This is a genomic window from Streptococcus cristatus (assembly GCF_963529205.1).
In the GTDB taxonomy this organism is placed as follows: domain Bacteria; phylum Bacillota; class Bacilli; order Lactobacillales; family Streptococcaceae; genus Streptococcus; species Streptococcus cristatus_O.
Genome location: NZ_CAURYF010000002.1, coordinates 65025 through 87694, shown reverse-complemented (window position 1 = coordinate 87694; position 22670 = coordinate 65025). Strand labels below are relative to the sequence as shown.

Genomic DNA, 22670 nt, shown 5'->3' with positions numbered 1-22670 from the left:
CAGGTCTTGTTGAGTCTGGTGACGATATCGTTATCGTTGCAGGTGTACCACTTGGCGAAGCTGTTCGTACAAATACAATGCGTATCCGTACAGTACGTTAATAATAATTAAAAAACCTTGCTATATCAACGTTCTAGCGTTGTTGGCAAGGTTTTTATTTGTTGTAGGGGGCAAAAAAGGGGCAAATTTTTACTTTCTGTCATTGGCAATTGTGTCTAAGATATTCTCTATATTCGTTTTCATATTTTTTGTGACATGAGTGTAGATTTGCATGGTGGTTTTAGAGTCTTTGTGTCCAACTCTGGCCATAATGGCTTTTACAGGTATGTTTCTTTCAGCAAGCATGCTGATTAAGGTGTGCCTAAAAATGTGGGAGCTCAGGACTTTATTGATGGGTTTGTCCAGCCTCTGGTTTGCTTTTTGCAGCGTTATATTAAAAGCGTTTCGCTGTATTGGCCTCCCTTGGTTGTTGAGGAAGATGTAGTCTGTATCGGGCCAATTTGGATCTGTGTTTTTGGCCAGGTCGTTCAGCTTGATAAATTCATCTATAATCTCTATTTCTCGGTTGGTCAGATTAGTCGTGCGGTAGCTTGATAGAGTTTTCGTCAGTTCTTTCTTAGCGTTTTTATCAATACTATCTAATGTACCATGTATATCCAATTCTCTGCTTTCTCGGTGGAAATTGTGTTTTTCAATGGCTACAGCTTCGCCGATGCGGCAGCCGTTCAAGGAAATAAATTCAGCAAGTAGGCCCGCTCTATAGGTTCGAGGGGTTCTGTATAATTCTTTCAAAAGCGCGTTGAGTTCTTCGGGCTCTAAGTATTTCTCTTTGATTGACTGCACGTCATCTAACGTCAAAACGCGCTTAGGGAGCGTAGTGGCTCGAGCCGAGTTATCATTTATAATTTTTAGTTCCTGGGCATAATCGAAAACTCCGTTTAAAACAGCTTTGATATGATTTAGTTGGGAAGCTGTATAGTCGGAATTTGCGATATACTTTTTAACATAAGCAACATCAATATTGCGCATCGGAACGTTCGAGGCAAAGTCTTTTAATAATCTTTTGTACGCCGGTTTACGAGCTCGGACGCTAGACCGCCTAACGCTCTTTTGGTAAAATGTCCACCATTCTTTCAACAAATCCGCAAACAATCTATCTGATGTTGAAAGCTTTTGAATAACCTTGTCTATCTTCTCGTCAAGTAATTTCTGAGCTTCTTTTTTTGCTCTTGCCGATCCTGAGTCGAGCGTCACAGATACCCTTTTCCACTTTTCAGTGTAGGGATCTTTATAGCGTTCAAAAAACTTATATTTTCCGTTTGCAAGTTCTTCCATCCACATTGATTTTTACCTCACTTTTTGATAAAATGGGTATAAGAAAACGACCTTTTGAACGGTTATTTCTTATACATGATTTCCCTACGCTCTCCTCGACCAAAATTTGAGCGTGGGGATTTTTTATTTTATTTATAAAGTTTTTCGACTAGATCTTTTGCGTTTGAACTAAAACTATCAAGATATTTCATGAGTTCAGCCTTGCCTGCTTGATCAGGATGTACATCATAGTAACGATTGATAAATTTTTTCTCTTCATCATCTAACCCTTGAATCATTCTTTCCAAGCCTCTAAGCATTGATAGAGAGTCGAATCCAGAATTGTCTGCATAGGTTTTTGAAAAATCTGTAACCTCGTTCAGATTGCTAGCGATTTTCCCAACTGTTTCAACATATTCTTTAGGTTCAAGAGTGTTTTTTAAAACAGGCTCAAGCTGCTCAACCTCTGAAAGTAGCTTTTGAACTCGATTACTTTCAGAGATAAATTGATATTTATTCGCTCGCTTTCTGACCTTCAGAGTGATATTTCCTTGCGCGTCCGTTTTCTTGAATAAAGCAACGATTGCTTGATAGAATCCGATCAAAATAGGAATGAACGTCAAGCAGAGTAGAAGGGCAAGCACCCCTTTTCTTTTTTGGCCAGAGTAGAAATATTGCGCTCCGAAGAAACCAAGGAAGACAGCTAGCAGTATATAGATCCATTTGTTACATTTGTAAGTATCGGTCTTTACTATTCGTGCTTGAGGAGCAGGAGCTACTGTTTGTTTCGACACAGAATAAGCAAGTTTGCTTGGACTTGATTTTAACTGTTTCTTAGCTCCTTTTAGTGGGTCAATGGTTACTTTGTTGTAAACTTTGTTATATACAGCTTTTTTAGGGTTATTGATTAGCCCCATACCTTTTTTGCCATAAAGAGGATTTACGGCTTTTTTCATTTGCCTTTTGAGTCGGCCTGTTGTTCTTGCTTTCAGGCTTTTTTTGAGGCTTGGAGTTCTCACACCTATTTTCATTCTGTCACCTTGATCATCCTATCAATTCGTAATATTCGTCGATGACCATCAATTCATCTGTTACTGTCTTTAATTTGTGTTTTTGCATAAAGTGTAAGTAATTAAAAGACTTGTGGTCATCTGATGCCGCAAGCTCCTCTTCGAGCAACTTATGGATCATGTGCCTATTCGCTTCATTTTCGCATCTAGTGTGATTGTTTTGATAAAGTTCAGCAGAATGATCCAGATGGCCTAATTCGTGGTATATGACGCGTTTTTTGGCGTTCTCAGACAACTCACGATTTATAAAAATAATATTGATATCTTTGATATAGATACCTGGTCTATGCCATAGCTCATTATCAAAGTAAGCGAGAGTAACGCCGTGCGAATCTACAAGCTCTTCAATATTCATAGGCTATCTACCTCTCAAATAAATCTCAATGATATTTTGGATAGCGTCGATGTCCGCTTCTGTGAGTGGTTTGCCATCGAATGTCTTGGCATTCTCTGCCATCTTTCGCAAGTCGTCAGACGTGTATCCTGCGATTGTGTTGTCGCTTGCTATTGCTGGGTTATCCGTTCGACCGAGCAAGTAGTCGGTCGAAACGTGAAAGTAATCAGCGATTTCTTGTAGTCGCTCGGAGTTCGGAGTTTTTGTCTTCAGCGTGTAGAAGTAATTTGTGCTGTATCCTAGACTTTCTTCTAGTTTCGCCAGAGAAATCCCTCTTTTTTTGGCTAATTCTTTAATTTTCTCTAGTGTTGAAAACATTGATTTATCAACCTTTCTGAGTATATCACAAAAAATATCCTAAAAAAACTAGAGAAAAGTCTTGACTATATCTAGAAAAAAGTATAGAATAGTTTTTGTAAGTGATAAACAACTAAAAAAACAACTAAACAAACGAATCATAAAAATGTTTTGGCGAACGGTTTTTATAGTTTTATTAGTGCTTTTTGTTATGCTTTTATTTTAGACTTTATTATAGATTTTGTCAATAAAAAAGTAAAAAATAGTTGAAATTTTAGTTGTTTCTTATTTACAAATTAGTGAATAGGGAGGATAAGAAATGAAGGAAGAAGAAATAATCGAATTATTGAAATTCTTAACTACTGATTATGGGCGAGGGTATCTGAAAGGATTAGTCTGTGGACTTTCAATGATTTTGAAAATTTTAAAAAAAGCAGAGTAAGCACCCTGCTTTCATAAAATTATTTTGATAGCTTATCTACAGCCTTTTGAAGTTCTGCGATTCCGTTAACTGCTTGAGTAAGTTTATTGATATCAAGTTCACCTGTGAAAAATTTTGAAGTGATATCTACTTGCTGGCTTTGTTTTAAGGCATCCAGTTTTAATTCATGCTCTTTTTCAAGTCTCTGTAATTCGCTTTCAGATTGTGCCTTTAATTCTTTTATTTTAGAATCGGTTTGATGTTTATTTGCGAGATAAACAAGAAACGCAGGAACGCATGAAGTTAAAAAAGTTATCAAAATTTGATTAGTGTCCATGTACTCACCTCCTTTCTGCTTATATTATAGCAAAAAGGAGAGAAGAAATAGAAAGGAGAAATATATGCCAGATATCGCAAACGGTCGTGAAAAGGTTAATGCTTTCTTAAAAGAGAAAGGTATCAAAAAGACCACGCTGGCTGTCGCTTACGGATTTAAGCGACAGGAAGTGACAAATATTCTCAGCGGTTCGACAAAAGGGCCGCGAGCGAATAGCTTTATTCTTCAGGTTATTGAAGATTATGGGATTGAATGAAATAAAAAAGCACCTAACAAAGTCAGGCGCTAATCAAAAATACTAATCAAATTATAGCACAGAAAGAGAGGAAAAGCTATGCCTAAAGCTGAATTGGTTTACAGGCCTGCTAATCAATCCGAAAAAGCGGAAGCTGGTGACTATGAGCATCTTTGCCAAATTTGGGAGGGTTTAAAACCTAGCACAGCAAAAGTCTGGGCGAAAGAAATGAGAGAACACCCAGACTTTAGCAGGTACATAGATAATCCGACACACAAAATCGTCTTTATCAATTATGAAGGATTTCGCCTTTTCGTGAAATGGAAATCCCGTAATAGGTACAGAAGTAAGAAAGAGACGCTCGACGAGATGTTGAAAAACATCAAATTTGAAGAACGGGCGTTAGTTGGATAAGGAGGAACAGATGGAAAATTTTGAACAAATGCGCATAATCTCAAATTGGGAGCGCGATAATTGGCGCCTCGGTAATGTCTACAAAAACAAACTGGCTAAAAAGCCAATCGAAGTCGTCAGAAACGAGTTGGAAAACCTCAGGAAGTCAGCAGAGGATGTGTCTTTCTCGGTTGTTCCGAAAGGCGGGAAGTTGATTGGCGGAGACAGGATTGTGACTTTTAAAGGAGGTAGCAGATGAGCTTGAAAGACCTTAAAAGATTAGTCTTGTTGCAAGTAGTCGCAATCGTACTACTGGTCATCGCTGGCGTACAGACGATCGACAAGCAGAATCAGCAAATCCACGAGCTGCAGGAACAGATTAAGGACAATCGTGACAGTATCCGAGTGCAGGCCGACACGAATCAGCGGCAGGATGTGATGATCAATAAGTTTAACAACATGTACTATGAGTATCAGCACTATAAGATGACAGGTGATTTAAACTTTCCGGGAGGGTGAAAAAATGGGTGAAGTTATAGGAGCGGTTTGCTTTGTTTCCAGTTTGCTACTAAGTGCCTTATGGGCAAGCCACGTCGACTTGAAAAAAAAGCGCCTAGAAGCTGAAAAAGAAGCAGAGATAGATTTGTACGCTAGATATGTGCTTTGGGCACAGAATGAATACATGATTGAGCAGAACCAGAGAATGGCTGAAGTTCGTAAGCACGATACTCAATCTTTCACTGTGAAGGGGGTGGGCTGATGCAGAAGATATTTCAGAAATCCCTATGACAAGTACACCGCAGTCAACAATGATTTTATCCAAGATAAAACCTTGTCTTGGGAGGCGCGGGGTTTGCTCCTTTATATCCTGAGCAAGCCGGATGACTGGGAAATTTATTTGGATGAGTTGATAGCGAGTTCGCCTAATACAAAAGCAGCGACAGAGAGGGCGTTTAAAGAGCTTGTTAAAGCTGGCCACATCTATCAGACTCGTAGGTCGCTAGGCTATAAGAAATTCAAATGGTTTAAATTTGCGAGCGACAAGAAGATGAACCCGCAGATTAAAGATGCTTTCGAAAAAAGAACAGATGAAGAAATGGCTTCTTTGGAAAAAATCATCTAGCGAATTTCATACCCATGAATTTCATACCCATGAATTTCATACCCATGAATTTCATACCCATGAATTTCATACCCATGAAAACCTACCGATATACAAAGTAAAGAATAACAAAGCACGGACGGACAAAATACGGATAGAAAAAATACTGAAAAAACAAAACTACTACTACTAACGAGGGAGAAAATGACAAAAAAAGAACTTTTTGAAAACTTTGAAAAAAACTGGGGTCGTTTGCTGAGCCCGTTTGAAATCGAAAATATTTCAAAGTGGGTAGACGAGGATGGATTTACTCCTGAAGTCGTAAACGAAGCTTTGAGACAAACGGTAGAAAGTAACGCTTGCAATATTCGTTATCTCAATCAGGTTTTATCTAGATATGAGCGAGACAACATCAGAACGCTAGAGGTCGTCGAGCAAGACAGAGAACGATTTGAAAGTCGAAAGGTTGGCAAGACAACAGGACAACCTGAAAGCAATGTTCCGTCTTGGTCAAAAGAGCATCCAGATTACAAGCGAGCCGAGCGCCCGTCACTAACAAGAGAGGAGTTTTTGGCTTTAGATGGCAAAGATTGACTTTGAAAAAGTCGCTACTGACGAAGGATTGTATGAGCAGTACCGCGCTACGTTTCAAAATTGGTTTAATATGCAGCTGACGCGCAGTCAATACATTGGGTTTGTGGACGAGTGCCGAAGCAGCGGAACATCGCATCTTAATCCTTTTAGCATGTGCGCTTATTTGCTAAAAAAACCAATAGAAACTATCGTAGATAGATTTTTTGAAAAAAGGGTGAAAAATGACCATACCAGAACTTGAAATTGCTCTGCTCTATCATGTGTCAGTCAATGAGCGAAATCGGCTGAGGTGGTACAAAGAGCATGATGCCGTGAAATTTGTAAAAGAGCTGAAAAAGCTCTGGGAGAAGTACGAGGAGATAGTGAATGTTTAATTATGACAGGATAGACGCGCTGCAGCCACCGATTGAAAAACCTGAGCGCCCTGATCCTGATAATTGGGTCTGGAACGGGAGCGAAGAGGTCTATGTAGGTGATGATGTATGAACGAGGAATTACAAGCAGAAATCGCCGAATGGCGCAGAGCTTACGCTCATTTAGGCGAGGAGCTCGGTCAGATTATCAACAAGCAGCAGGACAAGATTATCTCACTAACCGCCGAAAACAAACGCTTAAAGCGTGAAAATTGGAACTTGAAACAGACAAAAAGGAGAAGAAGATGACGAATGAACTAACACACAAACAATTTTTTAATTCACCAGCAGTAAAACAGAAATTTTCTGAGGTGGTAAACGGCAATGGTCAGCAATTCGTGGCCAGCTTACTTAGTATTGTTACGAACAATAACCTACTTGCTAAGGCTACAAATGAAAGCATCATGACAGCAGCTATGAAAGCGGCAGTTCTCAATCTACCAATCGAGCCAAGCCTTGGCTATGCGTACATCGTGCCTTACAAGAGCCAGGCGCAGTTCCAGATAGGGTATAAAGGTTTAATTCAGCTAGCACAACGAAGCGGGCAAGTAACACGCTTAAACGCTGGAGAGGTCTATGAAAGTCAGTATAAAGGGTTTAATCCTCTGACTGAAGATCTTGAAGTGGACATGGCTGCTATTCCAAAAGAAAACGAAAAAGTAGTAGGATACTTTGCATTCATGCGATTGGCAAATGGGTTTGAAAAGACAGTCTTCTGGACAAAGGAGCGAGTACAGGCTCATGGTAAGAAGTACAGTCAATCGTTTTCTAGCAAGTACAGCCCATGGCAATCAGATTTTGACGCAATGGCCAGAAAAACAGTCTTAAAACACATGCTTTCAACCTATGCACCACTCTCAACAGAATTGCAAGAAGCTATTGTGGCAGATAACGAAGACTCGAAGATCAGCGAGGTCAAGGAAACAAAGGACATCACACCTCAAGAACCGGAAAACCTTTCTGATTTAATGAGCGCTCCAAAGGAAGAACAAGCTAAAGATGTTACACCTCTTGAAGATGATGCTCAAAATTCAGCTGCAGATAACGTTCCGGATTTCGTCGATCCAGAAACAGGAGAAATCAAAGCAAGCGAAGAAAATCTATTTGATAATTTAGAAGACCTTTCTTAACACCTCTAAAACGCTCTTTGCGCCATTTTGAAAATTCGGTATATATTTTATCGAGCTAATCAATAAAATAGCGCAGAGACGAAATCAGAGGGGCTAGAATTGATTTCAGAAAGGATAAGTAGATGGAACTTGTGAAATTAACTGAAGAAAATTATTACGAAGATAGAACTTGGCTATCGAACTCTCGCATGAAGCAGTATTTAGCCTGCGAAGCTAGAGCGTTAGCGATAGATGAAGGTCGCTGGGAAGATAAACGAGACAAAAAGCCTCTGATTTTCGGGAATTATGTGCATAGTCGCTTTGAAAGCCTTGAAGCACACGAAAAATTTAAAGAGGAAAATAAGTCAGCTTTATTTTCTAGCAGAAAGCCTTATGGTCTGCTAAAAGACTTTGAGTTAGCAGAAGAGGTTATCAATGTTTTGGATAGCGATGAAGGCTTTAAGCGGCTTTATGATGGGTTTCCTGACGACGACGTGCGAAAGGAAATGATCGTGACTGGTTTTGTCGAAGGCGTGCCGGTGAAAGGTAAGGTCGATAGCATCAATCTTAGCCGTGGGTATTTCGTGGATTTGAAAACCATGAAATCTATTTACGCTGAAGAATGGAACTCAGAGCTTAAGATGCGAGTCCCGGCAGCTGTCAATAACATTTTAAATTTTGGCTATCACGGACAGTTAGCTCTTTATCGCGAGTTGCTGAAGCAGATGTTAGATAAGGATTTTAGACCTTTAATTGTCGCAGTCAGCAAAGAAGCGGTTCCTGACAAGGAAATCCTGAAAATTGATGAAGAATGGCTTGAAGAAGGACTAGAAAGAATCAAGTCTGAAATTGTCGAAGTTTGGAACGTGATCCAAGGCAAGCGGAAGCCTAAGAAGTGCGGGCATTGTGACTATTGCAGAAGCTTGAAAAAATTAGATGCAGTCGTTACCCTGAACGACCTGATTGAAATGTAAATAAAGAGGTGATTTGATGAGTAAGCAAGTAAAGGACATACTGGCAACCCATGATACAGGTTGCCCGCACGGTATTACATTCGCTATACATCAAAACAGAGAAGAATGTATAGCTTTATTTGGCAGGTCTGGATGGCCAGGCCTAAAACCTCAATTTATTTCTTGGAATGAAAGCGTGGAAAATCAAACAATGTACAAAACTGAGGAAGATTTACGGGACGCTTATGTTGATAAGGTGAAAAAAGTATCGGAAGACTTTATCGTCATTGAATTATTGCCGTTCTAGGAGGGAGAAATGTTCAAGATTAAGATTAGATTTAATAATGGATCGTCACTTGACTATACTAGTACAGACGAGGCAGAAGAAAATAAAATTAGGAACAGTTTGGATAACAACGTGCCGTTAGCAATCGTAGAAAATAATAAAACAATAATGATTGTTCCTCAGAATATTATTTTGGTAGAAGTGACCAAGGTAGAAAAACGGAAGGAAACTAATGCAAATAGGATGGGGGTCTTGATTAAGTGTGACAAATGCGGTGAATTAAAAACAATTGAGACAAAAGACGCAAAAGAAAACGTCTGCTATGAATGCAAAGGAGAACAAAATGATTGATTTTATTAAAGACGCTGGCATGGCGCTGGTTTGGCTCTTGCTGGGCTATTTTATCGGAGAAAGCAACGCCAGAAAAGATAAAAAATAACCAAAAACCAACGTGCCGTGAACCACGATAAAAGCGAACTAGAAAACGTCAGTAAAGGTCATGTGACCTTGGACGAGCGACTGCCCGTATTTAGCTAAACTCACACAAAGGCAGTCGCGTTTTTTTGAAAAAAGGAGCAACAAATGCAAAACAAAATCGACATACCAGGCACAACCATCAGCCTTGAAATTGTAGACAAGATTATTACAGTAACAAATAAGATTAAGTATGATATCCAGATGCAATTCAAGAATCAAGATGCTGAACCATCCCTCGATGAGAGCGGGGACATCTTTGAGCCGCTCTATTGGCTGGATGTAAAAGCTGTGCCAAAAGAGCCAACAGAATACCATTCAAGTTTAGGCGTCAAAGCTGAAAAACGAAACTTGACCGAACTACAGAAGTTCTTCGAATTTATTGAAAACAACAAGCAAAATCTCTTTGACTTATGCGGGTTTAGAGGAGAACTTGAATGAGCAATCTGACATTATCACTAGATATTTCAACTTCTGCGACAGGATGGGCCGTGTTTCACGGCTCTGACCTTGTCCAGAGCGGTGTCTTAAAGCACAAAAGCAAGTCATTCTTCGAGCGTGGCCGTTTCATGGCCAGCGAACTGCGAGCGGTCCAATCACGAGCCTTACAAAAATACGATTACCCTTTTGAGGCAATCGTGGTCGAAAAAAATTCGGTCATGGGTCCAAATCAGCAGTCTATGATCAGTATCGGAATTGTGACTGGAATTATCCTTGGGCGGCTGATTGCTGACAACGTGTATTTTGTGAATGTGTCGACCTGGCGCAAATACTGGCAATTCAGCTACAAAGACCGCAGCAAGAAATCAATGAAGCTGCAGGCAGTAGCTAAGGTTTCTGATGAATTCGACATGCACGTCAAAGACGATGAAGCTGACGCAATCCTGATCGGTTCTTATTTTGTCAATTATGGTCAGGATTTCGGGGATCTGGAAAGTCATAAGATAAGTTGAGGAGGATTTGAAATGAGAGAGCACAGTATTTACATTTTCAGCATTGTTATTTTGCTAGCAATCTTGATGGCAGCAATCATCAAGATTAACAGGCTCAACGAGCGAGTGGAGCAGCTTGAAGCAAGAAAATTGATTACTATTCATAGGGCTGATAACGCTGGTGCAGAGATGCCCGGCAGAATCACAGGAAAAGAAGTCATAGACGGTCGCTACACGGTCACAGCTGGACCTTACGGTAAATTTCTTGTGACCAAGGAGCAGTACGACAGTTTAAATGTAGGGGATGAAATCCCTGATTATTTGAGAGGAACAGGAAGATGAATAAGCAGGAATTGAGAACGAATAAACAAGAATTAATTTCGAAATATGAGCTGCTTAAAAACAGCTATAATTTTAACGTTGTAGCAATAGACGATATAATAAGCGATTTGAAGCGTTTAGACGAACCAGAAAAGGTCGAAATACCGCAGTTTGTGGCGGATTGGTATGAAGAGAATAAGGATGATTTTGAAGGGAATTTGTTTCGATGTGCTCATAATATTCCATCGATTTTTGACGGTGCTAAACTTAATGAGTTTGAAAAGTGGTTTCTAAATGCTAGCACAAAACCATTTCAAATCCTCGTCAATATGCATCAATTTGGCTACGAGGTCGAGAAGGAGAAGCGGTATAAGGTTGTAATGCCTAATGTTTCTTCGAGCGGAGGTGTTTTGACTCGTATCAAACATGACGATAGCTGGATTTGGATTGATACACTCGGGACCATCGTTGAAGGGCGAACTCACACCCACAAAGAGCTTGAAGATGCTGGTTTTGGTTGGTTGTTTGATTGCCCAGGGATTGAAATTGAGGAGGTAGAGTGATGAGTAGATTTGAAATCTCCCTGTCTAAAGATGACCTTGAATATATTGCTAACGGTTATGACATCAAAATCAAAATCGACGGTAAAAGATTTTTGGGAACAAATGAAATCATTTTGAAGCCTGCTGTGAGAAATGACCTCATGAATCCATTGTTAAATTACAGACAAAAATTAATTGATACTGAACAGCAAAATATTGTTAATAATTTCATAGGAGGTGCAAGATGATTCCGAAATTTAGAGCGTGGCTCAAGGGCGACAAGGAAATGGTTGATGTTGATGAGATTGCATTTCGTACAAACTGGATTCGTGTGTTCTACGAATTAAATTATTACTGGTTTAAATTTGATGATGTCAAACTCATGCAATCAACAGGATTGTTTGACAAAAACGGCCGGGAGATTTTTGAGGGGGATATTGTACAATTTGAAGATTGTTATACCGAATCAGATTTTTTGTATATCAACAAGGGTATTGTCGAGTGGAGTCAAGGAAGTTTTACTGTTACCAATAGGGATTCTGTAGAAATGGAAGATTTGCTTGATGGAGAGATATTAGATGTAACAATTATCGGCAACATCTATGAAAACGAGGCATTATTGGAGGTTAATCATGACACTATTTGACGAAGTACAGCAACTTAGCTCAGAAAGTCATGCAAAATGGTTCGAGCGTTATTTTAAGAAATATAACCTAGAAGAAAAATTAAAAACTTCTGCTCAAAAAGGTTATACAGGCTATTTAATCAATGTTTGGTCAGTTAGAGACGAATATCTCAGGAATCGATTAGAAGACGAAAGAACATTGGAAGCATTAAGAGAACGGCTTGGAAAGGGTTTTTCAGTCGGGTATCAATTAACTTATTCTAAAAACCTATTCACAGGGCAGGAATATGTCTCTGATAAGAAGATGCACATTACTTGGTAAAACAAAAAAGCCAAGGCACTCTCTGCCTCAGCTAAAATCACAATAAGATTATTATATCATAAAAAGGAGACAGAGAGTGAACAAGGCTAGAGAGCTTTTAAACGAATTGCAAAATCTTGATATGGATATTCAGAGCAGGATTGACGAAATCAACGAGCTTGAGGCAGGCTTGCTCTCAAGCCCCAAGTGGTCAGATGTTAAAGTTCAAGGCGGCCAGGCTAAAAAGGTTGATGATGTGTATGCTCAGCTTATTGTAATGAAAGAGGCAATTGAGCAGGATACTAAAGAGGTTATCAACAGGAAACTTGAACTTGGTCGACTGATCAATCAGCTGAAAAATCCGAAACATAGAACCATCTTAAGGATGACTTACATCAATAAAATGTACGTTGACGACATTTGTGACAGCATGGGTGGCATAAGTTCGCCTACTTTCTACCGCTTGAAGAAACAAGCGGTAAATGAGCTTGATGTCATCCTTTCTGAATTGATAGTAATTGATAGTAACGGTACAGGCATGAAGTCTAAAATCTGCTAGAATGGTAGTATCAAGAATTAAGAGTTAGGCATTTGATGCCTAGCTTTTTTTGTTTTGTTGAAAGGAGGGGCAGCCATGAATGAACGCGAAAAACTAGCAATTGAAGATTTAAAAACAGTGGCTAATGATTTGATGTCCGACTGGCCAGCCTCTCGGAGCAGACAGAAGTCTTTTGTGCTCAATTACATGGCTAACGGATTTCAAAACGCTACGCAAGCAGCAAAAGAAGCTGGTTTTAGCGAGAAAACGGCTCGCAAGCAAGCAAACAACATGCTTTCGAATATGGACATTTATGGACACATATCGCCAGTCGTTGAAAAACTCAAAAATTCCTTTGATGAGCGCAGAACGGAGCTTTCTTTGCTTAATTCGGTTGATATTCAGCAATTTTGGGCAAAAATTATCAGACGTGAGATTAAAGATGTCAAACTTGTTGGTGATGGCGAGGGTTATCAATCAGTCAAGGAAGTGCCGCCTGACTTGTCTGTGATGCTATCTGCATCAGACAAGTACGCTAAGACTTTAGGCATGTATCAAAACAACATCGATATCACACAACGCACTATCGAAATCAAGGTAGGTGATTGGGATGCTGACGAAGACTAGACCTAAAATCAATATTGTCATCGAACGACCTAGCCGGGTATTCAACAAGCATATCTACAACAAGCTCAATGACTATTCAACCTTTACCGAGGTCCATTATGGAGGTGCTTCTTCTGGCAAGAGCCACGGTGTTATTCAAAAGGTGGTATTTAAAGCCTGTCAAGATTGGAAATACCCGCGCAAAATCCTCTTTTTGCGAAAAGTAGGCTCAACAGTCTATGACTCAATCTTTGAGGATGTAAAGCAGTGTTTGGATAATTGGCAGTTGCTCGACAAGTGCAAGGTCAATAATTCAGCTTATCGGATTGAGCTGCCAAACGGTGCCCAATTTATTTTCAAGGGGCTGGACAATCCTGAGAAAATTAAATCCATCAAGGGCGTTTCTGATGTGGTCATGGAAGAAGCGTCTGAGTTTACGTTGGACGACTACACGCAGTTGACTTTGCGTTTGCGGGATAAAAAGCACAAGCAGAAACAGATCTTCTTGATGTTTAACCCGGTTTCAAAAGTAAACTGGACCTACAACGCTTTTTTTGTTAAGAAGCCAAAAAATACAGTCGTTTATCATACTTCGTACAAAGATAATCGTTTTTTAGACCAGGTCACGATCGAAAATATCGAAGAGTTGGCCAATCGTAACGAAGCGTACTACAAGATCTACGCTCTGGGTGAATTCGCAACATTGGACAAGCTAGTCTTTCCAAAATATGAGAAACGATTGCTTAATAAAGACGAGCTGGCGCATCTGCCGGCTTATTTTGGTCTTGACTACGGTTTTATCAATGACCCGTCGGCTTTGATGCACATCAGGATTGATGATGCAAACAGAAAGCTTTATGTGGTCGAAGAATTTGTTAGAAAGAATTTGACTAATGACAAGATAGCTGAAGCTATCAAGACGTTAGGATATGCAAAAGAAATCATTCGTGCGGATTCAGCAGAAAAGAAATCGAATCAGGAATTGCGAAATCTTGGAATCCCTCGAGTTATCGATGTGCAGAAAGGTCCTGGATCAGTCATGCAAGGGATACAGTATCTCTTACAGTACGACTGGATAGTTGATGAACGATGCGTAAAGCTGATTGAAGAACTCGAAAACTACACTTGGAAAAAAGACAAGAAGACAAACGAGTACATCAACGAGCCAGTAGACAGCTACAATCACTGCATTGATGCTATTAGATACGCTTTGCAAGATAGAATCTTCCAAGCCAAAAAAGAAGTCAATGTAGACAAAACAATCAGTAAAATTAATAAAATGTTCAGGAGGTAGAAAGTGGATAAGGTAAACGAATTTGAGCATGGAATAGATACTGCCACTAAAGCAAGATCGGACAGCTTGCGTTTTGACAGCTTGTCAAACGAGCAGTTTAGGCATGGCTCAAGCGACGAGCTCTTGAATACAGAAGATGGCAAGAAGGCGTTTCGTGAAATGATCGAAACGTTTTTTAATCTTCAAAGAAAAAGGCTGCGAGTGCTGGCTTCATATGCGCAGGGTGATAATTATAGTATCTTAGCCGGTAGCAGACGGTTAGACAAAGAAAAAGCGGACTACCGAGTCCGGCATAAATGGGGTGGCTATATCTCGAGCTTTGCAACAAGCTATGTCATTGGAAATCCGGTCACGGTCGGGATTTTAGAAGGCGCAGAAGAAGAGCAATTGAAAGTCATCGAAGAAATCGAGTGGCAAAACGACATCAATTCACTGAATAGTGATCTTGCTTTTGATGCTTCAGTTTATGGTCGAGCCTTTGAGTATCATTTCAGGGATAAAGACAATGTGGACAGGGTTGTTTTGATCAGCCCACTTGAAATGTTTGTTATTCGTGATTTGACGGTCGAGCAGAATATCATTGCAGCTGTGCATTTGCCTATTTTTGCAGATAAGGTTTCTGCTACTGTCTACACAAAAGATAGAATTATCTCTTATAAGCCGTTTTCGGTCAATTCCATCAATTTGGTTGTTGAATCCGATAAAAAACACGAGTACAAGGATGTGCCGGTCGTCGAATGGTGGAACAACCGCTTTAGAATGGGTGATTATGAGAGCGAGATTTCTTTGATCGACGCATACGACGCAGGTCAATCTGATACTGCGAATTATATGAGCGACCTGAATGATGCTTTGCTTTTGATTAAAGGCGACTTAGAAGCCATCGGAATGAGTGCCGAGAACGCTGCTAAGATGAAAGAGGCTAACATGCTACTGCTCCAAACAGGAGTAAGCACAAACGGGCAGCAAACAAGCGTAGATGCTGGATATATCTACAAGCAATACGATGTGCAGGGCACGGAAGCCTACAAAAATCGTTTGGCCAACGATATTCACAGGTTTAGTCGCATTCCGAATCTTGAGGATGACCGTTTTAATTCCACGCAATCAGGAATTGCTCTGCTTTATAAGATGATTGGACTTGAGCAGGTCCGAAAAGACAAGGAAGCTTATTTTACTAAAGCTTTGCGTCGCAGGTACGAGCTCATCAGCAATATTCACAAGGTAATCAACAAGCCTGCAATCGAAGCAAACAAGCTAACTTTTACGTTTCACCCTAACATCCCACAGGATGTCTGGACGGAAATTAAGGCGTATATTGAGGCAGGCGGAAATCTGTCTCAAGAAACCTTGATGAACAGCGCTAGCTTCACCGATTACAAGACTGAGCAAGCCCGCATTTTGAAAGAAAATGGAGCTAGTGACAGTGAAATTGGCCAGATTTTAGGTGGTTCAGATGACAAGCAAGCAAACGACTAAGAATCAGCGTTACAATGCCGAACGTAAGGCGCAGGCTGAGTTGATAAAGCGGGATATAGACAGAGATAAGATTCTGGCCCGTCTTTATCAGGAGTCCCATGACCGCATGCAATCAGAAATAGACAGATTTTATCTAGCTTATGCTAAAAAAGAAGGTCTAACCAAGCAAGAGGCTATGAAAAAAGCTTCTGAATTTGACGTTACGAAGTTTGCCAAGAAGGCTGAAAAAGCGGTAAAAGAGAAAGATTTCAGCCCTAAGACAAATTCGTGGCTCAGGACATACAACCTGAAAATGAAAGTCAGTAGACTGGAGCTCCTGAAGGCTGAATTAGCACTTGAAATTCAAAATCTTACCTCTGAAGTGAATGAGGTCTTTGATAAGGCACGCAGAGAGGAGTATTTAGCCGAATACAAGCGCCAAGCAGGGATTTTGGGGATTTCGTCCAGCGGAGCAAAGAAACGAATGCAGAGCGTTTTAGACGCCGATTTTTACGGACAAAATTTCTCTAGTCGCGTCTGGGGCAGGACGGGATTGCAAGCTAATCTACAAAGAGACGTCTTCTCTTCGCTTGACCGAATCTATACAGACATGATGGGTTATAAGCAAGAAATGGCCCGTTTGGCCAAAAAGTACGAGACGAGCAAAGCGAACGCCCAGCGCTTGCTAAAAACCGAAATTTCTCGGATAAATGCAGATACTCAGCTTGCTATGCTAAAGGATAACGGCTTTACTCACATGATCTACGTAGCAGAGCCGGGTGCTTGTGATATTTGCGGCCCACTTGACCAAAAGGCTATTCCTATTGACAAAGTTGAAAAGGGCGTGAATATGTTTCCGATGCACCCCAACTGCAGGTGCTCGGCCTATGGCCATATCGAAATGAAGTACAAAGAGGGTGGTAGTACACTGACTGATTTTGAAGTCTGGAAATGAAAACAACAACCCTGAACAAAAGAAATAATGAGGTAAATCATGAACAAACGTATCAAAAAGAAACGTGAGCTAGAAAACTCTTTGCGAATAGCAAAAGGAGCTATTGTGCTCTTACTCGACCAAAACAAGCAACTTTTGAAGATTGTTGAAAATATGGAGAAAATCAGCTCACAAAATACTCAAGCGACAAATGAGCGTTTTGACAAGTTAGAAGCTGCCAACAAGCAAATGCGTGTTAACTTGGATAATGCTATCGTTTCGTTTAGCAAACAGAAAAAGCCAAGCTGGTTTGGTAGAAAGTAGGTTTGGATGAATAAATACAAAAAGCTGATTGGATTGATCGAAGATAATCATTTTGAGATACAATCTAAAAAATGCCACGATTCACTAAGTGGTTGGACTGGCAATGAGTTATGGATTGTCGATAAAGAAAACGGCAATAAAATCTTTGATTTATCAATAAATGGTTACTGTTTTGATGATGAATCGGTTCAGAAAGCTATTGAAAAAATCGAGAACTACCTATCTTTGAAAAAAATGGACACTTTCGATGATTTTAAAAGCTGGGTTGAAAAGAATTCTAAACCTCAAAAGAATGCATAAGTCGGAGGGCAGAAAGGATTGAAGAAATGAAATACAGAAAGAAACCTGTTGTGGTTGAGGCGGTGCGTTGGAACGGCAATAACCATAAATAAGTGATTGACTTTGCAGAGAATAAGATTTGGTTTGATGAACTTGGGAATATAAGGATTGTTACGCTTGAAGGTGATATGGTAGCCAAAAAGGGAGATTATATCATCAAAGGCGTGCAGGGTGAATTTTATCCACGCAAGCCAGATATTTTCGCAGAAACTTACGAAAAAACGGAGGAATAGAAATGTTAAAAATGGCAAAAGAATTGGCATCACAAGAATTTTCGCGCTTATCAAATCGTGAAATCAAAGCAGAAGACTGCTTTGTAGTTTGGTTTAGCAAGACCCTGCAAAACTGGAAAGCTCTTGTTAGTACGAACGCAATTACATCAAGCGAACCTTCCGGAGATTATGCAGAAATCACGCATAACGGAGACAAGAAAGAGACTTATGTGGATGTTTACGCCAAGGTTTCAAATCGTGCCATTAAAGATGAGGTGATCCGACATCTTGACTTGCAGGAATAGACTGCTATAAATTACTGTAAATCACTATAAACCGTGTCGAATTCGAGGCGGTTTTTTGATATTCAGAAAAGGTATAGAAAATGAAAGTTAAAGAACTTTGTGAAGCAATTGATGAAGAGGCTTACGTTTCTGTGTGTCACAACAATGAATATTTAGACGGAGGTTATCCGTGCGATTTCCTTGATTGTGAATTGGAAGTAAAAAGAATTTCTGTGGTGGCTTGTGAAGTTATCCTTATAGAAACCTAGCCGTATGGAATCCCGTACGGTTTTTTGCTTGTCCAAACCGTGCTGAAGACATTAAAGGCTGCATGAGTTCGGGGAGGTTGCCCGTAAAAGCGTAAAGAAAGGAGCCAAAAATGGCGGAATACAAATCTATGTTGCGCATGAACTTGCGCAATCTTCAATTTTTTGCTGAAGGCGGAGAGCCTCAAGGAGATCCTGAAGCTTCAGGCAACGGAGAAGGTGCTGCAGGACCAACTCCTGAGCCAGAAAAAATGGTATCTGTCGCTGAAATGCAACGACGCTTGGAGCAGGCGGAGAAGAAGCACGCTCAATCAACGCAAGAGGCGATTTCAAAAGCTCTTGAACAATACAAAGCAGAGAATGAACTGTCTGGAAAAGAGCTTGAGGAATACCGCCGACAGGTGGCAGAAACTGAGAAGCAGGAATTGCTAGATAAAATCGCTAGTTTGGAAAAAGAACAAACCAAGCGAGAATTGACAGACGAAGCCATCAAGACGCTTTCAAGTCGAAAATTACCGGTAAATGAAAAAGTGCTCTCTTTCGTGGTTAAAGATACCGCAGATGGCACCTTGCAGGCAATTGCTGACTTTGAAAGTATCATCAGCGAAATTAAAGCTGAATACACTCAATCCGAACCGCCGGGCGTTTCATCATCTTTTGGTAGTTCGGACTCGAAAAGTCCCGGAGAAATCTTCCGCGACTCGCGCATTATCTGAAAAAAGGAGAAATAAATGACAGTACAAACTTTTAATCCTGAAAAGGTTCTGGTTTCTGAGAAAAAAGACGGAACTTTTCATAAGAGATTTACAGACATCATCATGAAAGAGGTCTCTAAGAACTCGCTCGTGATGCAACTAGGCAAGTACCACGAAATGGACGGAGAGCAAGAAAAAACCGTCTACGTTCAAACGGACGGAGTTTCTGCTTACTGGGTGAATGAAACTGAAAAAATCAAGACAGATAAGCCAGAAGTCATTCCTGTTAAGCTGAAAGCTCATAAGCTCGGTATCATCCTTCTCGCTTCTCGTGAAGCGCTGAATTACACTTGGGAAAAATTCTTCAACGACATGAAACCTCAGATCGTCGAAGCATTCTACACCAAAATTGATGAAGCTGGTCTTCTCGGTCATGAAACGCCGTTTGCTAATTCGGTTGCAAAAGCTGCTAAAGACGCAAGCAAGGTGATTGGTGGTCCTATCAACTTTGAAAATATCCTGAAACTTGAAGACAAGTTGCTAGATAGCGATGTTGAAATCAATGCATTTGTATCTCGTGTATCAAACCGTTCTGCCCTTCGTGAAGCTCGTGACGGTGACAAGAAGACGATTTACGACAAAGAAAACAACAAGCTTGACGGAATCGTGACCGTGGACATGAAATCTAAGAATTTCAAAAAAGGCGACTTGCTCGCTGGTAACTTCGACAATCTGATCTACGGTGTACCTTACAACATCAACTATAAGATTTCGGAAGAAGGCCAAATCTCAACAATCCAGAATGCAGACGGAACCCCTGTCAACCTGTTTGAACAAGAAATGATTGCCATTCGTGCCACAATGGACATCGCAGTCATGATCACGAAGACAGATGCATTTGCTAAATTGACAGACGCTGCTAACGTTTAAGAAAGGAGTTTGTAAATGACTTATATTGTGACCACGAACATTATCGATACAAAGGATAATGACCGCTTGTACGAAACGGGCGAAGTTTATCCGCGCGCAGATTTGACGGTCTCTGATAACCGAATCAAGGAGCTGCTTGAAAAGGGAGTTATTGCTCTCGAAGGCGCTGAGGGAGAAACAACTCCTGCAGAAGAAACAGCTCCTGAAGCTGAACCTGATCCAAGCGTGAAAGAACTCAAGGCTAAACTTGACGAGCTTGGTATTAAGTATGGTTCTCGTGCTACTAAGGACGAATTGAAAGCCCTACTCGAAGGCGCTGAGGGAGAATAGATATGGAAAATACTCAGCTAGCCAAAATTAAGCGTCGGCTGGGTATTGCTCCCGACGACACGAAAGAAAATGACTTGTTACAGGATCTAGTTGAAGATGCCGAAAGCTATTTCAAGAGCTTGACAGGAACAACAGAGATTGATCAGAAGTACAATTTCATGATTGAGAATGTTGTTTATAAGCTTTATGGACGTAAAGGGTCCGAGGGTGTAGCTTCTGAGACCGTAGACGGCTATTCTGTGACCTATCAGGACTGGGATAACCTGTTTAAGCCTTATGTGGCCATTTTAAACAAAGATTTTGGCCTAGATGGCTCTCTGAGAGAGAAAGGCAAGGTGGTATTTTTATGAAAACGCCGCACCGAATCACCCTTATTAGAGGGGCTGAGGCGCCAAAATACAATCCAGAAACAGACGAATACGAAAATCAAGGGGGACAATCAGAAGTCGTTCCTTGTTTGGTTAATTTCATCCGTCAAGCAAGGGTTTTTAAAGATTACGGGAATCAGACTGACACGGTCATGATTTGCCGTTTTCAGCAGGCACAGAAGCCTTTTGCTACCGCTATTTATGACGGCAGCAAATATGTCCCTATGGATCAGATTGATGCCCCAATTAAAGGGGCTGTCAGGCTCAAGAAGGCAGGTGGTTAGTATGGGGATCAAATGGCAAGGTATTGAGAAGCTTACAGCTACCATCAGCAACGCTCATCCAAAAGCAGTTGAGCAGTCTTTGCAAGTTTTGAAAAATAACGGCGAAAAAGGAAAGAGAATCGCTAGAGATCTAGCGCCCAAGGATACCGGATTTTTGAAAGACCATATCACCACTTCCTATCCAGGAATGGAAGCTCATATCCACGGCGAAGCTGGTTATGATGGCTATCAGGAATATGGCACCCGATTTCAGCCCGGTAAACCCCATTTTCGTCCTATGCTGGAGCAAATTCAGCCTGAATTTCAAAAGGACATGACAAAAGTGATGAAAGGAGCGTTTAGGTGACCCCAAATCATGATGTATTCAGGAACTTATTCTCAATCTGCAGCGTAAGAGTCGATACATACGACTACCTACCAGACGCTGAGACTAAATATCCCTTTGTTTATTTGGGAGAGAGTAACGGCTCTGACATCCCAAATAACGACGTTTTAGGGACGGTCAGGCAGACAATCCATCTCTATGGTTTAAGAGAACACAGGGCTCGTTTAGATAAGATTTCAGCTTATTTAGAAGGAGCAGTGAAGCTGTTGAAAGATGGATATGAGCACAAGTTAGCTCATCTTTCGACCTCAAAACAAGTCATACCAGATAACACAGACGTCCAGCCTTTGCTTCACATTGCGCTGGACGTTACTTTTAATTACACAAAGAAGGAGACATAAATGGCAGAATTAGTGCTAGGAAAAGACTATGTAGTGTTTTTCCGACGATTAAAAGACCAAGCTAAGCAGGACGCTGGAAAAGTCCGCTTTCAGGTCGAGCTAACAATCAATCCTGAAAAAGAGATTGAAAGCACCAAAACCAAGGACGGCGTAGTCAATTCGATTTCCGACGGCGAAACAAGCGGTGAGTTTAAATCACTTGCTTACCGCGAAGACGGTGACACAGTCAACATGTGGAAGGAAATGCGAAAATGGTTTGCGAACAACGAAAAAATTGAATGTTGGATCGTCGACCTTGGCAGTGTGCGCCAATCTGGTGGAAAAGAAATCTACGACGTGGAATACTACCAAGGATACTTCAAGAGCTTTGAACTTTCCGCTCCGGCTGATGACAAGATTGAATTATCTTACGAAATGGCAATTGACGGAAACGGCGTCATTCACACCGACTCGCTGACAGACTCTCAAAAGAAAGCTGTCGCAACAGCGCAGTACGACTACCATACGCTCGCCAAAGAAACGGCTGCGTCAGGTCGTTCTGTTTAATAATTCTTAAAGAGGGGTTAAACGCCCCTTTTTATTTTTTTGAAAAGGAGAAAATATGATTTTACACATTGACGGACGTGATTACACTTTGCGATTTGGTCTTGGATTTTTGCGTGAAATGAACCGACTCCATTCCGCAGAATTGGAAGGGATGAAAACAGGCTACGGAGCAATGACTCTCTTTAATGCCGGGCAGGCACTTAACGACCCGATGGCCTTTGTGGATATCATCAAGGCCGGAACGGTTACAGAAGGCAAAAAGCCAAGCAATGCAGGCATTGAAGCGTTTCTGGAAGATTTGATCATCAACGATAAATACGACGAAACAATCAAAGAGATTGTTGCGGAGTTAAAAGCGTCACCCCTGCTCAAAAAAGCGATGAACCTAGCAGAGTAGAAGGGGCTTCGGGTTCAAATTTTGGA

Annotated in this window: 46 protein-coding genes and 1 pseudogene; 42 read left to right on the top strand and 5 right to left on the bottom strand. The window is 40.7% G+C overall.

Going from position 1 to position 22670, the window contains the following annotated elements:
- The coding region (locus RWS39_RS09530; RefSeq protein ID WP_390896024.1) for a pyruvate kinase alpha/beta domain-containing protein at positions 1-101 on the top strand (101 nt) is incomplete at its 5' end.
- Between the two features lie 88 nt (positions 102-189).
- Here the strand turns inward: RWS39_RS09530 and RWS39_RS01145 are convergent.
- The 4 genes from RWS39_RS01145 to RWS39_RS01130 all read right to left on the bottom strand — a co-directional run bounded on the left by RWS39_RS01145 (position 190) and on the right by RWS39_RS01130 (position 3096).
- Positions 190-1341 carry a tyrosine-type recombinase/integrase gene (locus tag RWS39_RS01145; RefSeq protein WP_314479564.1) on the bottom strand — a complete coding sequence of 384 codons (1152 nt, stop codon included), beginning with the start codon at positions 1339-1341 and terminating at the stop codon, positions 190-192.
- Positions 1342-1463: 122 nt separating this feature from the next.
- Positions 1464-2345 carry a TM2 domain-containing protein gene (locus tag RWS39_RS01140; RefSeq protein WP_314479561.1) on the bottom strand — a complete coding sequence of 294 codons (882 nt, stop codon included), beginning with the start codon at positions 2343-2345 and terminating at the stop codon, positions 1464-1466.
- Positions 2346-2358: 13 nt separating this feature from the next.
- Entirely contained in the window at positions 2359-2739 is a 381-nt protein-coding gene (locus RWS39_RS01135) for an ImmA/IrrE family metallo-endopeptidase (RefSeq protein ID WP_223368041.1), read from the bottom strand.
- 3 nt (positions 2740-2742) lie between these two features.
- Positions 2743-3096 (bottom strand): helix-turn-helix domain-containing protein, encoded by a 354-nt coding sequence (locus RWS39_RS01130; protein WP_314479556.1) that lies wholly within the window; start codon positions 3094-3096, stop codon positions 2743-2745.
- A gap of 298 nt (positions 3097-3394) precedes the next feature.
- On the opposite strand from RWS39_RS01130, the gene RWS39_RS01125 reads away from it, so the two are divergent.
- Positions 3395-3517, top strand: a complete 123-nt coding sequence (locus tag RWS39_RS01125) for a hypothetical protein (protein WP_260469919.1) — start codon at positions 3395-3397, stop codon at positions 3515-3517.
- Between the two features lie 19 nt (positions 3518-3536).
- Here RWS39_RS01125 and RWS39_RS01120 read toward each other — a convergent pair whose 3' ends face one another.
- Positions 3537-3833, bottom strand: coding sequence for a hypothetical protein (locus RWS39_RS01120; RefSeq protein ID WP_314479553.1), 297 nt, complete (start codon positions 3831-3833; stop codon positions 3537-3539).
- Between the two features lie 64 nt (positions 3834-3897).
- Here RWS39_RS01120 and RWS39_RS01115 point away from each other — a divergent pair, with 64 nt between their 5' ends.
- The 40 genes and pseudogenes from RWS39_RS01115 to RWS39_RS00920 all read left to right on the top strand — a co-directional run bounded on the left by RWS39_RS01115 (position 3898) and on the right by RWS39_RS00920 (position 22644).
- Positions 3898-4089 carry a DNA-binding protein gene (locus tag RWS39_RS01115; RefSeq protein ID WP_314479550.1) on the top strand — a complete coding sequence of 64 codons (192 nt, stop codon included), beginning with the start codon at positions 3898-3900 and terminating at the stop codon, positions 4087-4089.
- 78 nt (positions 4090-4167) lie between these two features.
- The gene (locus RWS39_RS01110) at positions 4168-4482 is read left to right on the top strand and encodes an excisionase (RefSeq protein WP_314479547.1); all 315 of its coding nucleotides are present in this window, start codon (positions 4168-4170) and stop codon (positions 4480-4482) included.
- A 10-nt stretch (positions 4483-4492) separates the two neighbouring features.
- Positions 4493-4720 carry a hypothetical protein gene (locus RWS39_RS01105; RefSeq protein ID WP_314479545.1) on the top strand — a complete coding sequence of 76 codons (228 nt, stop codon included), beginning with the start codon at positions 4493-4495 and terminating at the stop codon, positions 4718-4720.
- Entirely contained in the window at positions 4717-4980 is a 264-nt protein-coding gene (locus tag RWS39_RS01100) for a hypothetical protein (protein ID WP_314479542.1), read from the top strand. Before RWS39_RS01105 ends, RWS39_RS01100 begins: the two co-directional genes overlap by 4 nt.
- Positions 4981-4984: 4 nt before the next feature.
- Complete coding sequence (locus RWS39_RS01095) at positions 4985-5221, top strand: hypothetical protein (protein ID WP_314479539.1); 237 nt, start codon at positions 4985-4987, stop codon at positions 5219-5221.
- Positions 5222-5314: 93 nt separating this feature from the next.
- Positions 5315-5584, top strand: coding sequence for a transcriptional regulator (locus RWS39_RS01090; protein ID WP_314479537.1), 270 nt, complete (start codon positions 5315-5317; stop codon positions 5582-5584).
- A 183-nt stretch (positions 5585-5767) separates the two neighbouring features.
- On the top strand, positions 5768-6157 hold the full coding sequence (locus RWS39_RS01085) for a DnaD domain-containing protein (protein ID WP_314479534.1): 390 nt from the start codon (positions 5768-5770) through the stop codon (positions 6155-6157).
- Positions 6144-6398: a hypothetical protein gene (locus tag RWS39_RS01080; RefSeq protein WP_314479531.1), complete on the top strand. Its 255-nt coding sequence runs from the start codon at positions 6144-6146 to the stop codon at positions 6396-6398. The genes RWS39_RS01085 and RWS39_RS01080 overlap by 14 nt, the downstream gene beginning before the upstream one ends.
- Positions 6379-6531, top strand: a complete 153-nt coding sequence (locus RWS39_RS01075; protein WP_314479529.1) for a hypothetical protein — start codon at positions 6379-6381, stop codon at positions 6529-6531. The genes RWS39_RS01080 and RWS39_RS01075 overlap by 20 nt, the downstream gene beginning before the upstream one ends.
- Positions 6532-6639: 108 nt before the next feature.
- A complete protein-coding gene (locus tag RWS39_RS01070) occupies positions 6640-6819 on the top strand; it encodes a hypothetical protein (RefSeq protein ID WP_314479527.1) in 180 nt (59 codons plus the stop codon).
- Positions 6816-7700 (top strand): recombinase RecT, encoded by an 885-nt coding sequence (locus RWS39_RS01065; protein WP_314479524.1) that lies wholly within the window; start codon positions 6816-6818, stop codon positions 7698-7700. Before RWS39_RS01070 ends, RWS39_RS01065 begins: the two co-directional genes overlap by 4 nt.
- Before the next feature lie 122 nt (positions 7701-7822).
- Positions 7823-8653, top strand: a complete 831-nt coding sequence (locus RWS39_RS01060; RefSeq protein WP_314479521.1) for a PD-(D/E)XK nuclease-like domain-containing protein — start codon at positions 7823-7825, stop codon at positions 8651-8653.
- A gap of 16 nt (positions 8654-8669) precedes the next feature.
- Positions 8670-8939, top strand: a complete 270-nt coding sequence (locus tag RWS39_RS01055; RefSeq protein WP_314479517.1) for a hypothetical protein — start codon at positions 8670-8672, stop codon at positions 8937-8939.
- 9 nt (positions 8940-8948) lie between these two features.
- Positions 8949-9269, top strand: coding sequence for a hypothetical protein (locus RWS39_RS01050; protein ID WP_314479510.1), 321 nt, complete (start codon positions 8949-8951; stop codon positions 9267-9269).
- 231 nt (positions 9270-9500) lie between these two features.
- Positions 9501-9833, top strand: coding sequence for a hypothetical protein (locus RWS39_RS01045; protein ID WP_314479507.1), 333 nt, complete (start codon positions 9501-9503; stop codon positions 9831-9833).
- Positions 9830-10345, top strand: coding sequence for a hypothetical protein (locus RWS39_RS01040; protein ID WP_314479504.1), 516 nt, complete (start codon positions 9830-9832; stop codon positions 10343-10345). Before RWS39_RS01045 ends, RWS39_RS01040 begins: the two co-directional genes overlap by 4 nt.
- A 12-nt stretch (positions 10346-10357) precedes the next feature.
- Positions 10358-10666: a DUF1372 family protein gene (locus RWS39_RS01035; RefSeq protein ID WP_314479501.1), complete on the top strand. Its 309-nt coding sequence runs from the start codon at positions 10358-10360 to the stop codon at positions 10664-10666.
- Complete coding sequence (locus RWS39_RS01030) at positions 10663-11208, top strand: DUF1642 domain-containing protein (protein ID WP_314479498.1); 546 nt, start codon at positions 10663-10665, stop codon at positions 11206-11208. Before RWS39_RS01035 ends, RWS39_RS01030 begins: the two co-directional genes overlap by 4 nt.
- Positions 11208-11435 (top strand): hypothetical protein, encoded by a 228-nt coding sequence (locus RWS39_RS01025; RefSeq protein WP_314479496.1) that lies wholly within the window; start codon positions 11208-11210, stop codon positions 11433-11435. Before RWS39_RS01030 ends, RWS39_RS01025 begins: the two co-directional genes overlap by 1 nt.
- Positions 11432-11833 carry a YopX family protein gene (locus RWS39_RS01020; protein ID WP_314479493.1) on the top strand — a complete coding sequence of 134 codons (402 nt, stop codon included), beginning with the start codon at positions 11432-11434 and terminating at the stop codon, positions 11831-11833. The genes RWS39_RS01025 and RWS39_RS01020 overlap by 4 nt, the downstream gene beginning before the upstream one ends.
- On the top strand, positions 11820-12134 hold the full coding sequence (locus RWS39_RS01015; RefSeq protein ID WP_314479490.1) for a hypothetical protein: 315 nt from the start codon (positions 11820-11822) through the stop codon (positions 12132-12134). The genes RWS39_RS01020 and RWS39_RS01015 overlap by 14 nt, the downstream gene beginning before the upstream one ends.
- Before the next feature lie 76 nt (positions 12135-12210).
- Positions 12211-12672, top strand: coding sequence for a DUF1492 domain-containing protein (locus tag RWS39_RS01010; protein ID WP_314479488.1), 462 nt, complete (start codon positions 12211-12213; stop codon positions 12670-12672).
- Between the two features lie 75 nt (positions 12673-12747).
- Positions 12748-13278 carry a terminase small subunit gene (locus RWS39_RS01005; RefSeq protein ID WP_314479485.1) on the top strand — a complete coding sequence of 177 codons (531 nt, stop codon included), beginning with the start codon at positions 12748-12750 and terminating at the stop codon, positions 13276-13278.
- Positions 13262-14551, top strand: a complete 1290-nt coding sequence (locus RWS39_RS01000) for a PBSX family phage terminase large subunit (RefSeq protein WP_314479483.1) — start codon at positions 13262-13264, stop codon at positions 14549-14551. The genes RWS39_RS01005 and RWS39_RS01000 overlap by 17 nt, the downstream gene beginning before the upstream one ends.
- 3 nt (positions 14552-14554) lie before the next feature.
- Positions 14555-16030, top strand: coding sequence for a phage portal protein (locus RWS39_RS00995; protein ID WP_314479480.1), 1476 nt, complete (start codon positions 14555-14557; stop codon positions 16028-16030).
- The gene (locus RWS39_RS00990; RefSeq protein ID WP_314479477.1) at positions 16008-16964 is read left to right on the top strand and encodes a minor capsid protein; all 957 of its coding nucleotides are present in this window, start codon (positions 16008-16010) and stop codon (positions 16962-16964) included. The genes RWS39_RS00995 and RWS39_RS00990 overlap by 23 nt, the downstream gene beginning before the upstream one ends.
- A 39-nt stretch (positions 16965-17003) precedes the next feature.
- The gene (locus RWS39_RS00985; protein WP_314479474.1) at positions 17004-17267 is read left to right on the top strand and encodes a hypothetical protein; all 264 of its coding nucleotides are present in this window, start codon (positions 17004-17006) and stop codon (positions 17265-17267) included.
- 6 nt (positions 17268-17273) lie between these two features.
- Entirely contained in the window at positions 17274-17567 is a 294-nt protein-coding gene (locus tag RWS39_RS00980; RefSeq protein ID WP_314479471.1) for a hypothetical protein, read from the top strand.
- A gap of 26 nt (positions 17568-17593) precedes the next feature.
- A pseudogene (locus RWS39_RS00975) lies at positions 17594-17839 on the top strand (hypothetical protein).
- Positions 17840-17841: 2 nt separating this feature from the next.
- Complete coding sequence (locus tag RWS39_RS00970; RefSeq protein ID WP_314479469.1) at positions 17842-18123, top strand: DUF6275 family protein; 282 nt, start codon at positions 17842-17844, stop codon at positions 18121-18123.
- Between the two features lie 80 nt (positions 18124-18203).
- Entirely contained in the window at positions 18204-18371 is a 168-nt protein-coding gene (locus tag RWS39_RS00965; protein ID WP_314479467.1) for a hypothetical protein, read from the top strand.
- A gap of 110 nt (positions 18372-18481) precedes the next feature.
- Positions 18482-19084: a capsid assembly scaffolding protein Gp46 family protein gene (locus RWS39_RS00960; RefSeq protein WP_314479465.1), complete on the top strand. Its 603-nt coding sequence runs from the start codon at positions 18482-18484 to the stop codon at positions 19082-19084.
- Positions 19085-19099: 15 nt separating this feature from the next.
- A complete protein-coding gene (locus RWS39_RS00955; protein ID WP_314479463.1) occupies positions 19100-19993 on the top strand; it encodes a phage major capsid protein in 894 nt (297 codons plus the stop codon).
- A gap of 15 nt (positions 19994-20008) precedes the next feature.
- Entirely contained in the window at positions 20009-20323 is a 315-nt protein-coding gene (locus RWS39_RS00950; protein ID WP_314479462.1) for a hypothetical protein, read from the top strand.
- Positions 20324-20325: 2 nt separating this feature from the next.
- Positions 20326-20673 carry a phage head-tail connector protein gene (locus RWS39_RS00945; protein WP_314479460.1) on the top strand — a complete coding sequence of 116 codons (348 nt, stop codon included), beginning with the start codon at positions 20326-20328 and terminating at the stop codon, positions 20671-20673.
- Entirely contained in the window at positions 20670-20975 is a 306-nt protein-coding gene (locus RWS39_RS00940; RefSeq protein WP_314479458.1) for a hypothetical protein, read from the top strand. The genes RWS39_RS00945 and RWS39_RS00940 overlap by 4 nt, the downstream gene beginning before the upstream one ends.
- A gap of 1 nt (position 20976) precedes the next feature.
- A complete protein-coding gene (locus RWS39_RS00935; RefSeq protein WP_314479456.1) occupies positions 20977-21321 on the top strand; it encodes an HK97-gp10 family putative phage morphogenesis protein in 345 nt (114 codons plus the stop codon).
- A complete protein-coding gene (locus RWS39_RS00930; protein WP_314479454.1) occupies positions 21318-21701 on the top strand; it encodes a hypothetical protein in 384 nt (127 codons plus the stop codon). Before RWS39_RS00935 ends, RWS39_RS00930 begins: the two co-directional genes overlap by 4 nt.
- Positions 21702-22247: a phage major tail protein, TP901-1 family gene (locus RWS39_RS00925; RefSeq protein ID WP_314479453.1), complete on the top strand. Its 546-nt coding sequence runs from the start codon at positions 21702-21704 to the stop codon at positions 22245-22247. It begins immediately after the preceding gene.
- A gap of 55 nt (positions 22248-22302) precedes the next feature.
- Positions 22303-22644, top strand: a complete 342-nt coding sequence (locus tag RWS39_RS00920; protein ID WP_314479451.1) for a tail assembly chaperone — start codon at positions 22303-22305, stop codon at positions 22642-22644.
- Positions 22645-22670: the final 26 nt, after the last annotated feature.

What these genes read in the sequence shown, in the direction of transcription:
- RWS39_RS00935 (WP_314479456.1), top strand. Translation starts at nt 20,977, where the DNA reads ATGGGGATCAAATGGCAAGGTATTGAGAAGCTTACAGCTACCATCAGC.
- RWS39_RS00990 (WP_314479477.1), top strand. Translation starts at nt 16,008, where the DNA reads ATGACAAGCAAGCAAACGACTAAGAATCAGCGTTACAATGCCGAACGT.
- RWS39_RS01055 (WP_314479517.1), top strand. Translation starts at nt 8,670, where the DNA reads ATGAGTAAGCAAGTAAAGGACATACTGGCAACCCATGATACAGGTTGC.
- RWS39_RS01065 (WP_314479524.1), top strand. Translation starts at nt 6,816, where the DNA reads ATGACGAATGAACTAACACACAAACAATTTTTTAATTCACCAGCAGTA.
- RWS39_RS01020 (WP_314479493.1), top strand. Translation starts at nt 11,432, where the DNA reads ATGATTCCGAAATTTAGAGCGTGGCTCAAGGGCGACAAGGAAATGGTT.
- RWS39_RS01105 (WP_314479545.1), top strand. Translation starts at nt 4,493, where the DNA reads ATGGAAAATTTTGAACAAATGCGCATAATCTCAAATTGGGAGCGCGAT.
- RWS39_RS00920 (WP_314479451.1), top strand. Translation starts at nt 22,303, where the DNA reads ATGATTTTACACATTGACGGACGTGATTACACTTTGCGATTTGGTCTT.
- RWS39_RS01025 (WP_314479496.1), top strand. Translation starts at nt 11,208, where the DNA reads ATGAGTAGATTTGAAATCTCCCTGTCTAAAGATGACCTTGAATATATT.
- RWS39_RS00965 (WP_314479467.1), top strand. Translation starts at nt 18,204, where the DNA reads ATGAAAGTTAAAGAACTTTGTGAAGCAATTGATGAAGAGGCTTACGTT.
- RWS39_RS01035 (WP_314479501.1), top strand. Translation starts at nt 10,358, where the DNA reads ATGAGAGAGCACAGTATTTACATTTTCAGCATTGTTATTTTGCTAGCA.
- RWS39_RS01135 (WP_223368041.1), bottom strand. Translation starts at nt 2,739, where the DNA reads ATGAATATTGAAGAGCTTGTAGATTCGCACGGCGTTACTCTCGCTTAC.
- RWS39_RS01080 (WP_314479531.1), top strand. Translation starts at nt 6,144, where the DNA reads ATGGCAAAGATTGACTTTGAAAAAGTCGCTACTGACGAAGGATTGTAT.
- RWS39_RS00940 (WP_314479458.1), top strand. Translation starts at nt 20,670, where the DNA reads ATGAAAACGCCGCACCGAATCACCCTTATTAGAGGGGCTGAGGCGCCA.
- RWS39_RS00950 (WP_314479462.1), top strand. Translation starts at nt 20,009, where the DNA reads ATGACTTATATTGTGACCACGAACATTATCGATACAAAGGATAATGAC.
- RWS39_RS00980 (WP_314479471.1), top strand. Translation starts at nt 17,274, where the DNA reads ATGAATAAATACAAAAAGCTGATTGGATTGATCGAAGATAATCATTTT.
- RWS39_RS01120 (WP_314479553.1), bottom strand. Translation starts at nt 3,833, where the DNA reads ATGGACACTAATCAAATTTTGATAACTTTTTTAACTTCATGCGTTCCT.
- RWS39_RS01000 (WP_314479483.1), top strand. Translation starts at nt 13,262, where the DNA reads ATGCTGACGAAGACTAGACCTAAAATCAATATTGTCATCGAACGACCT.
- RWS39_RS01095 (WP_314479539.1), top strand. Translation starts at nt 4,985, where the DNA reads ATGGGTGAAGTTATAGGAGCGGTTTGCTTTGTTTCCAGTTTGCTACTA.
- RWS39_RS00925 (WP_314479453.1), top strand. Translation starts at nt 21,702, where the DNA reads ATGGCAGAATTAGTGCTAGGAAAAGACTATGTAGTGTTTTTCCGACGA.
- RWS39_RS01030 (WP_314479498.1), top strand. Translation starts at nt 10,663, where the DNA reads ATGAATAAGCAGGAATTGAGAACGAATAAACAAGAATTAATTTCGAAA.
- RWS39_RS01130 (WP_314479556.1), bottom strand. Translation starts at nt 3,096, where the DNA reads ATGTTTTCAACACTAGAGAAAATTAAAGAATTAGCCAAAAAAAGAGGG.
- RWS39_RS01100 (WP_314479542.1), top strand. Translation starts at nt 4,717, where the DNA reads ATGAGCTTGAAAGACCTTAAAAGATTAGTCTTGTTGCAAGTAGTCGCA.
- RWS39_RS01040 (WP_314479504.1), top strand. Translation starts at nt 9,830, where the DNA reads ATGAGCAATCTGACATTATCACTAGATATTTCAACTTCTGCGACAGGA.
- RWS39_RS01060 (WP_314479521.1), top strand. Translation starts at nt 7,823, where the DNA reads ATGGAACTTGTGAAATTAACTGAAGAAAATTATTACGAAGATAGAACT.
- RWS39_RS01070 (WP_314479527.1), top strand. Translation starts at nt 6,640, where the DNA reads ATGAACGAGGAATTACAAGCAGAAATCGCCGAATGGCGCAGAGCTTAC.
- RWS39_RS01015 (WP_314479490.1), top strand. Translation starts at nt 11,820, where the DNA reads ATGACACTATTTGACGAAGTACAGCAACTTAGCTCAGAAAGTCATGCA.
- RWS39_RS01115 (WP_314479550.1), top strand. Translation starts at nt 3,898, where the DNA reads ATGCCAGATATCGCAAACGGTCGTGAAAAGGTTAATGCTTTCTTAAAA.
- RWS39_RS01110 (WP_314479547.1), top strand. Translation starts at nt 4,168, where the DNA reads ATGCCTAAAGCTGAATTGGTTTACAGGCCTGCTAATCAATCCGAAAAA.
- RWS39_RS00985 (WP_314479474.1), top strand. Translation starts at nt 17,004, where the DNA reads ATGAACAAACGTATCAAAAAGAAACGTGAGCTAGAAAACTCTTTGCGA.
- RWS39_RS01085 (WP_314479534.1), top strand. Translation starts at nt 5,768, where the DNA reads ATGACAAAAAAAGAACTTTTTGAAAACTTTGAAAAAAACTGGGGTCGT.
- RWS39_RS01145 (WP_314479564.1), bottom strand. Translation starts at nt 1,341, where the DNA reads ATGTGGATGGAAGAACTTGCAAACGGAAAATATAAGTTTTTTGAACGC.
- RWS39_RS01045 (WP_314479507.1), top strand. Translation starts at nt 9,501, where the DNA reads ATGCAAAACAAAATCGACATACCAGGCACAACCATCAGCCTTGAAATT.
- RWS39_RS00955 (WP_314479463.1), top strand. Translation starts at nt 19,100, where the DNA reads ATGACAGTACAAACTTTTAATCCTGAAAAGGTTCTGGTTTCTGAGAAA.
- RWS39_RS01050 (WP_314479510.1), top strand. Translation starts at nt 8,949, where the DNA reads ATGTTCAAGATTAAGATTAGATTTAATAATGGATCGTCACTTGACTAT.
- RWS39_RS01075 (WP_314479529.1), top strand. Translation starts at nt 6,379, where the DNA reads ATGACCATACCAGAACTTGAAATTGCTCTGCTCTATCATGTGTCAGTC.
- RWS39_RS00960 (WP_314479465.1), top strand. Translation starts at nt 18,482, where the DNA reads ATGGCGGAATACAAATCTATGTTGCGCATGAACTTGCGCAATCTTCAA.
- RWS39_RS01005 (WP_314479485.1), top strand. Translation starts at nt 12,748, where the DNA reads ATGAATGAACGCGAAAAACTAGCAATTGAAGATTTAAAAACAGTGGCT.
- RWS39_RS00970 (WP_314479469.1), top strand. Translation starts at nt 17,842, where the DNA reads ATGTTAAAAATGGCAAAAGAATTGGCATCACAAGAATTTTCGCGCTTA.
- RWS39_RS01125 (WP_260469919.1), top strand. Translation starts at nt 3,395, where the DNA reads ATGAAGGAAGAAGAAATAATCGAATTATTGAAATTCTTAACTACTGAT.
- RWS39_RS01140 (WP_314479561.1), bottom strand. Translation starts at nt 2,345, where the DNA reads ATGAAAATAGGTGTGAGAACTCCAAGCCTCAAAAAAAGCCTGAAAGCA.
- RWS39_RS00945 (WP_314479460.1), top strand. Translation starts at nt 20,326, where the DNA reads ATGGAAAATACTCAGCTAGCCAAAATTAAGCGTCGGCTGGGTATTGCT.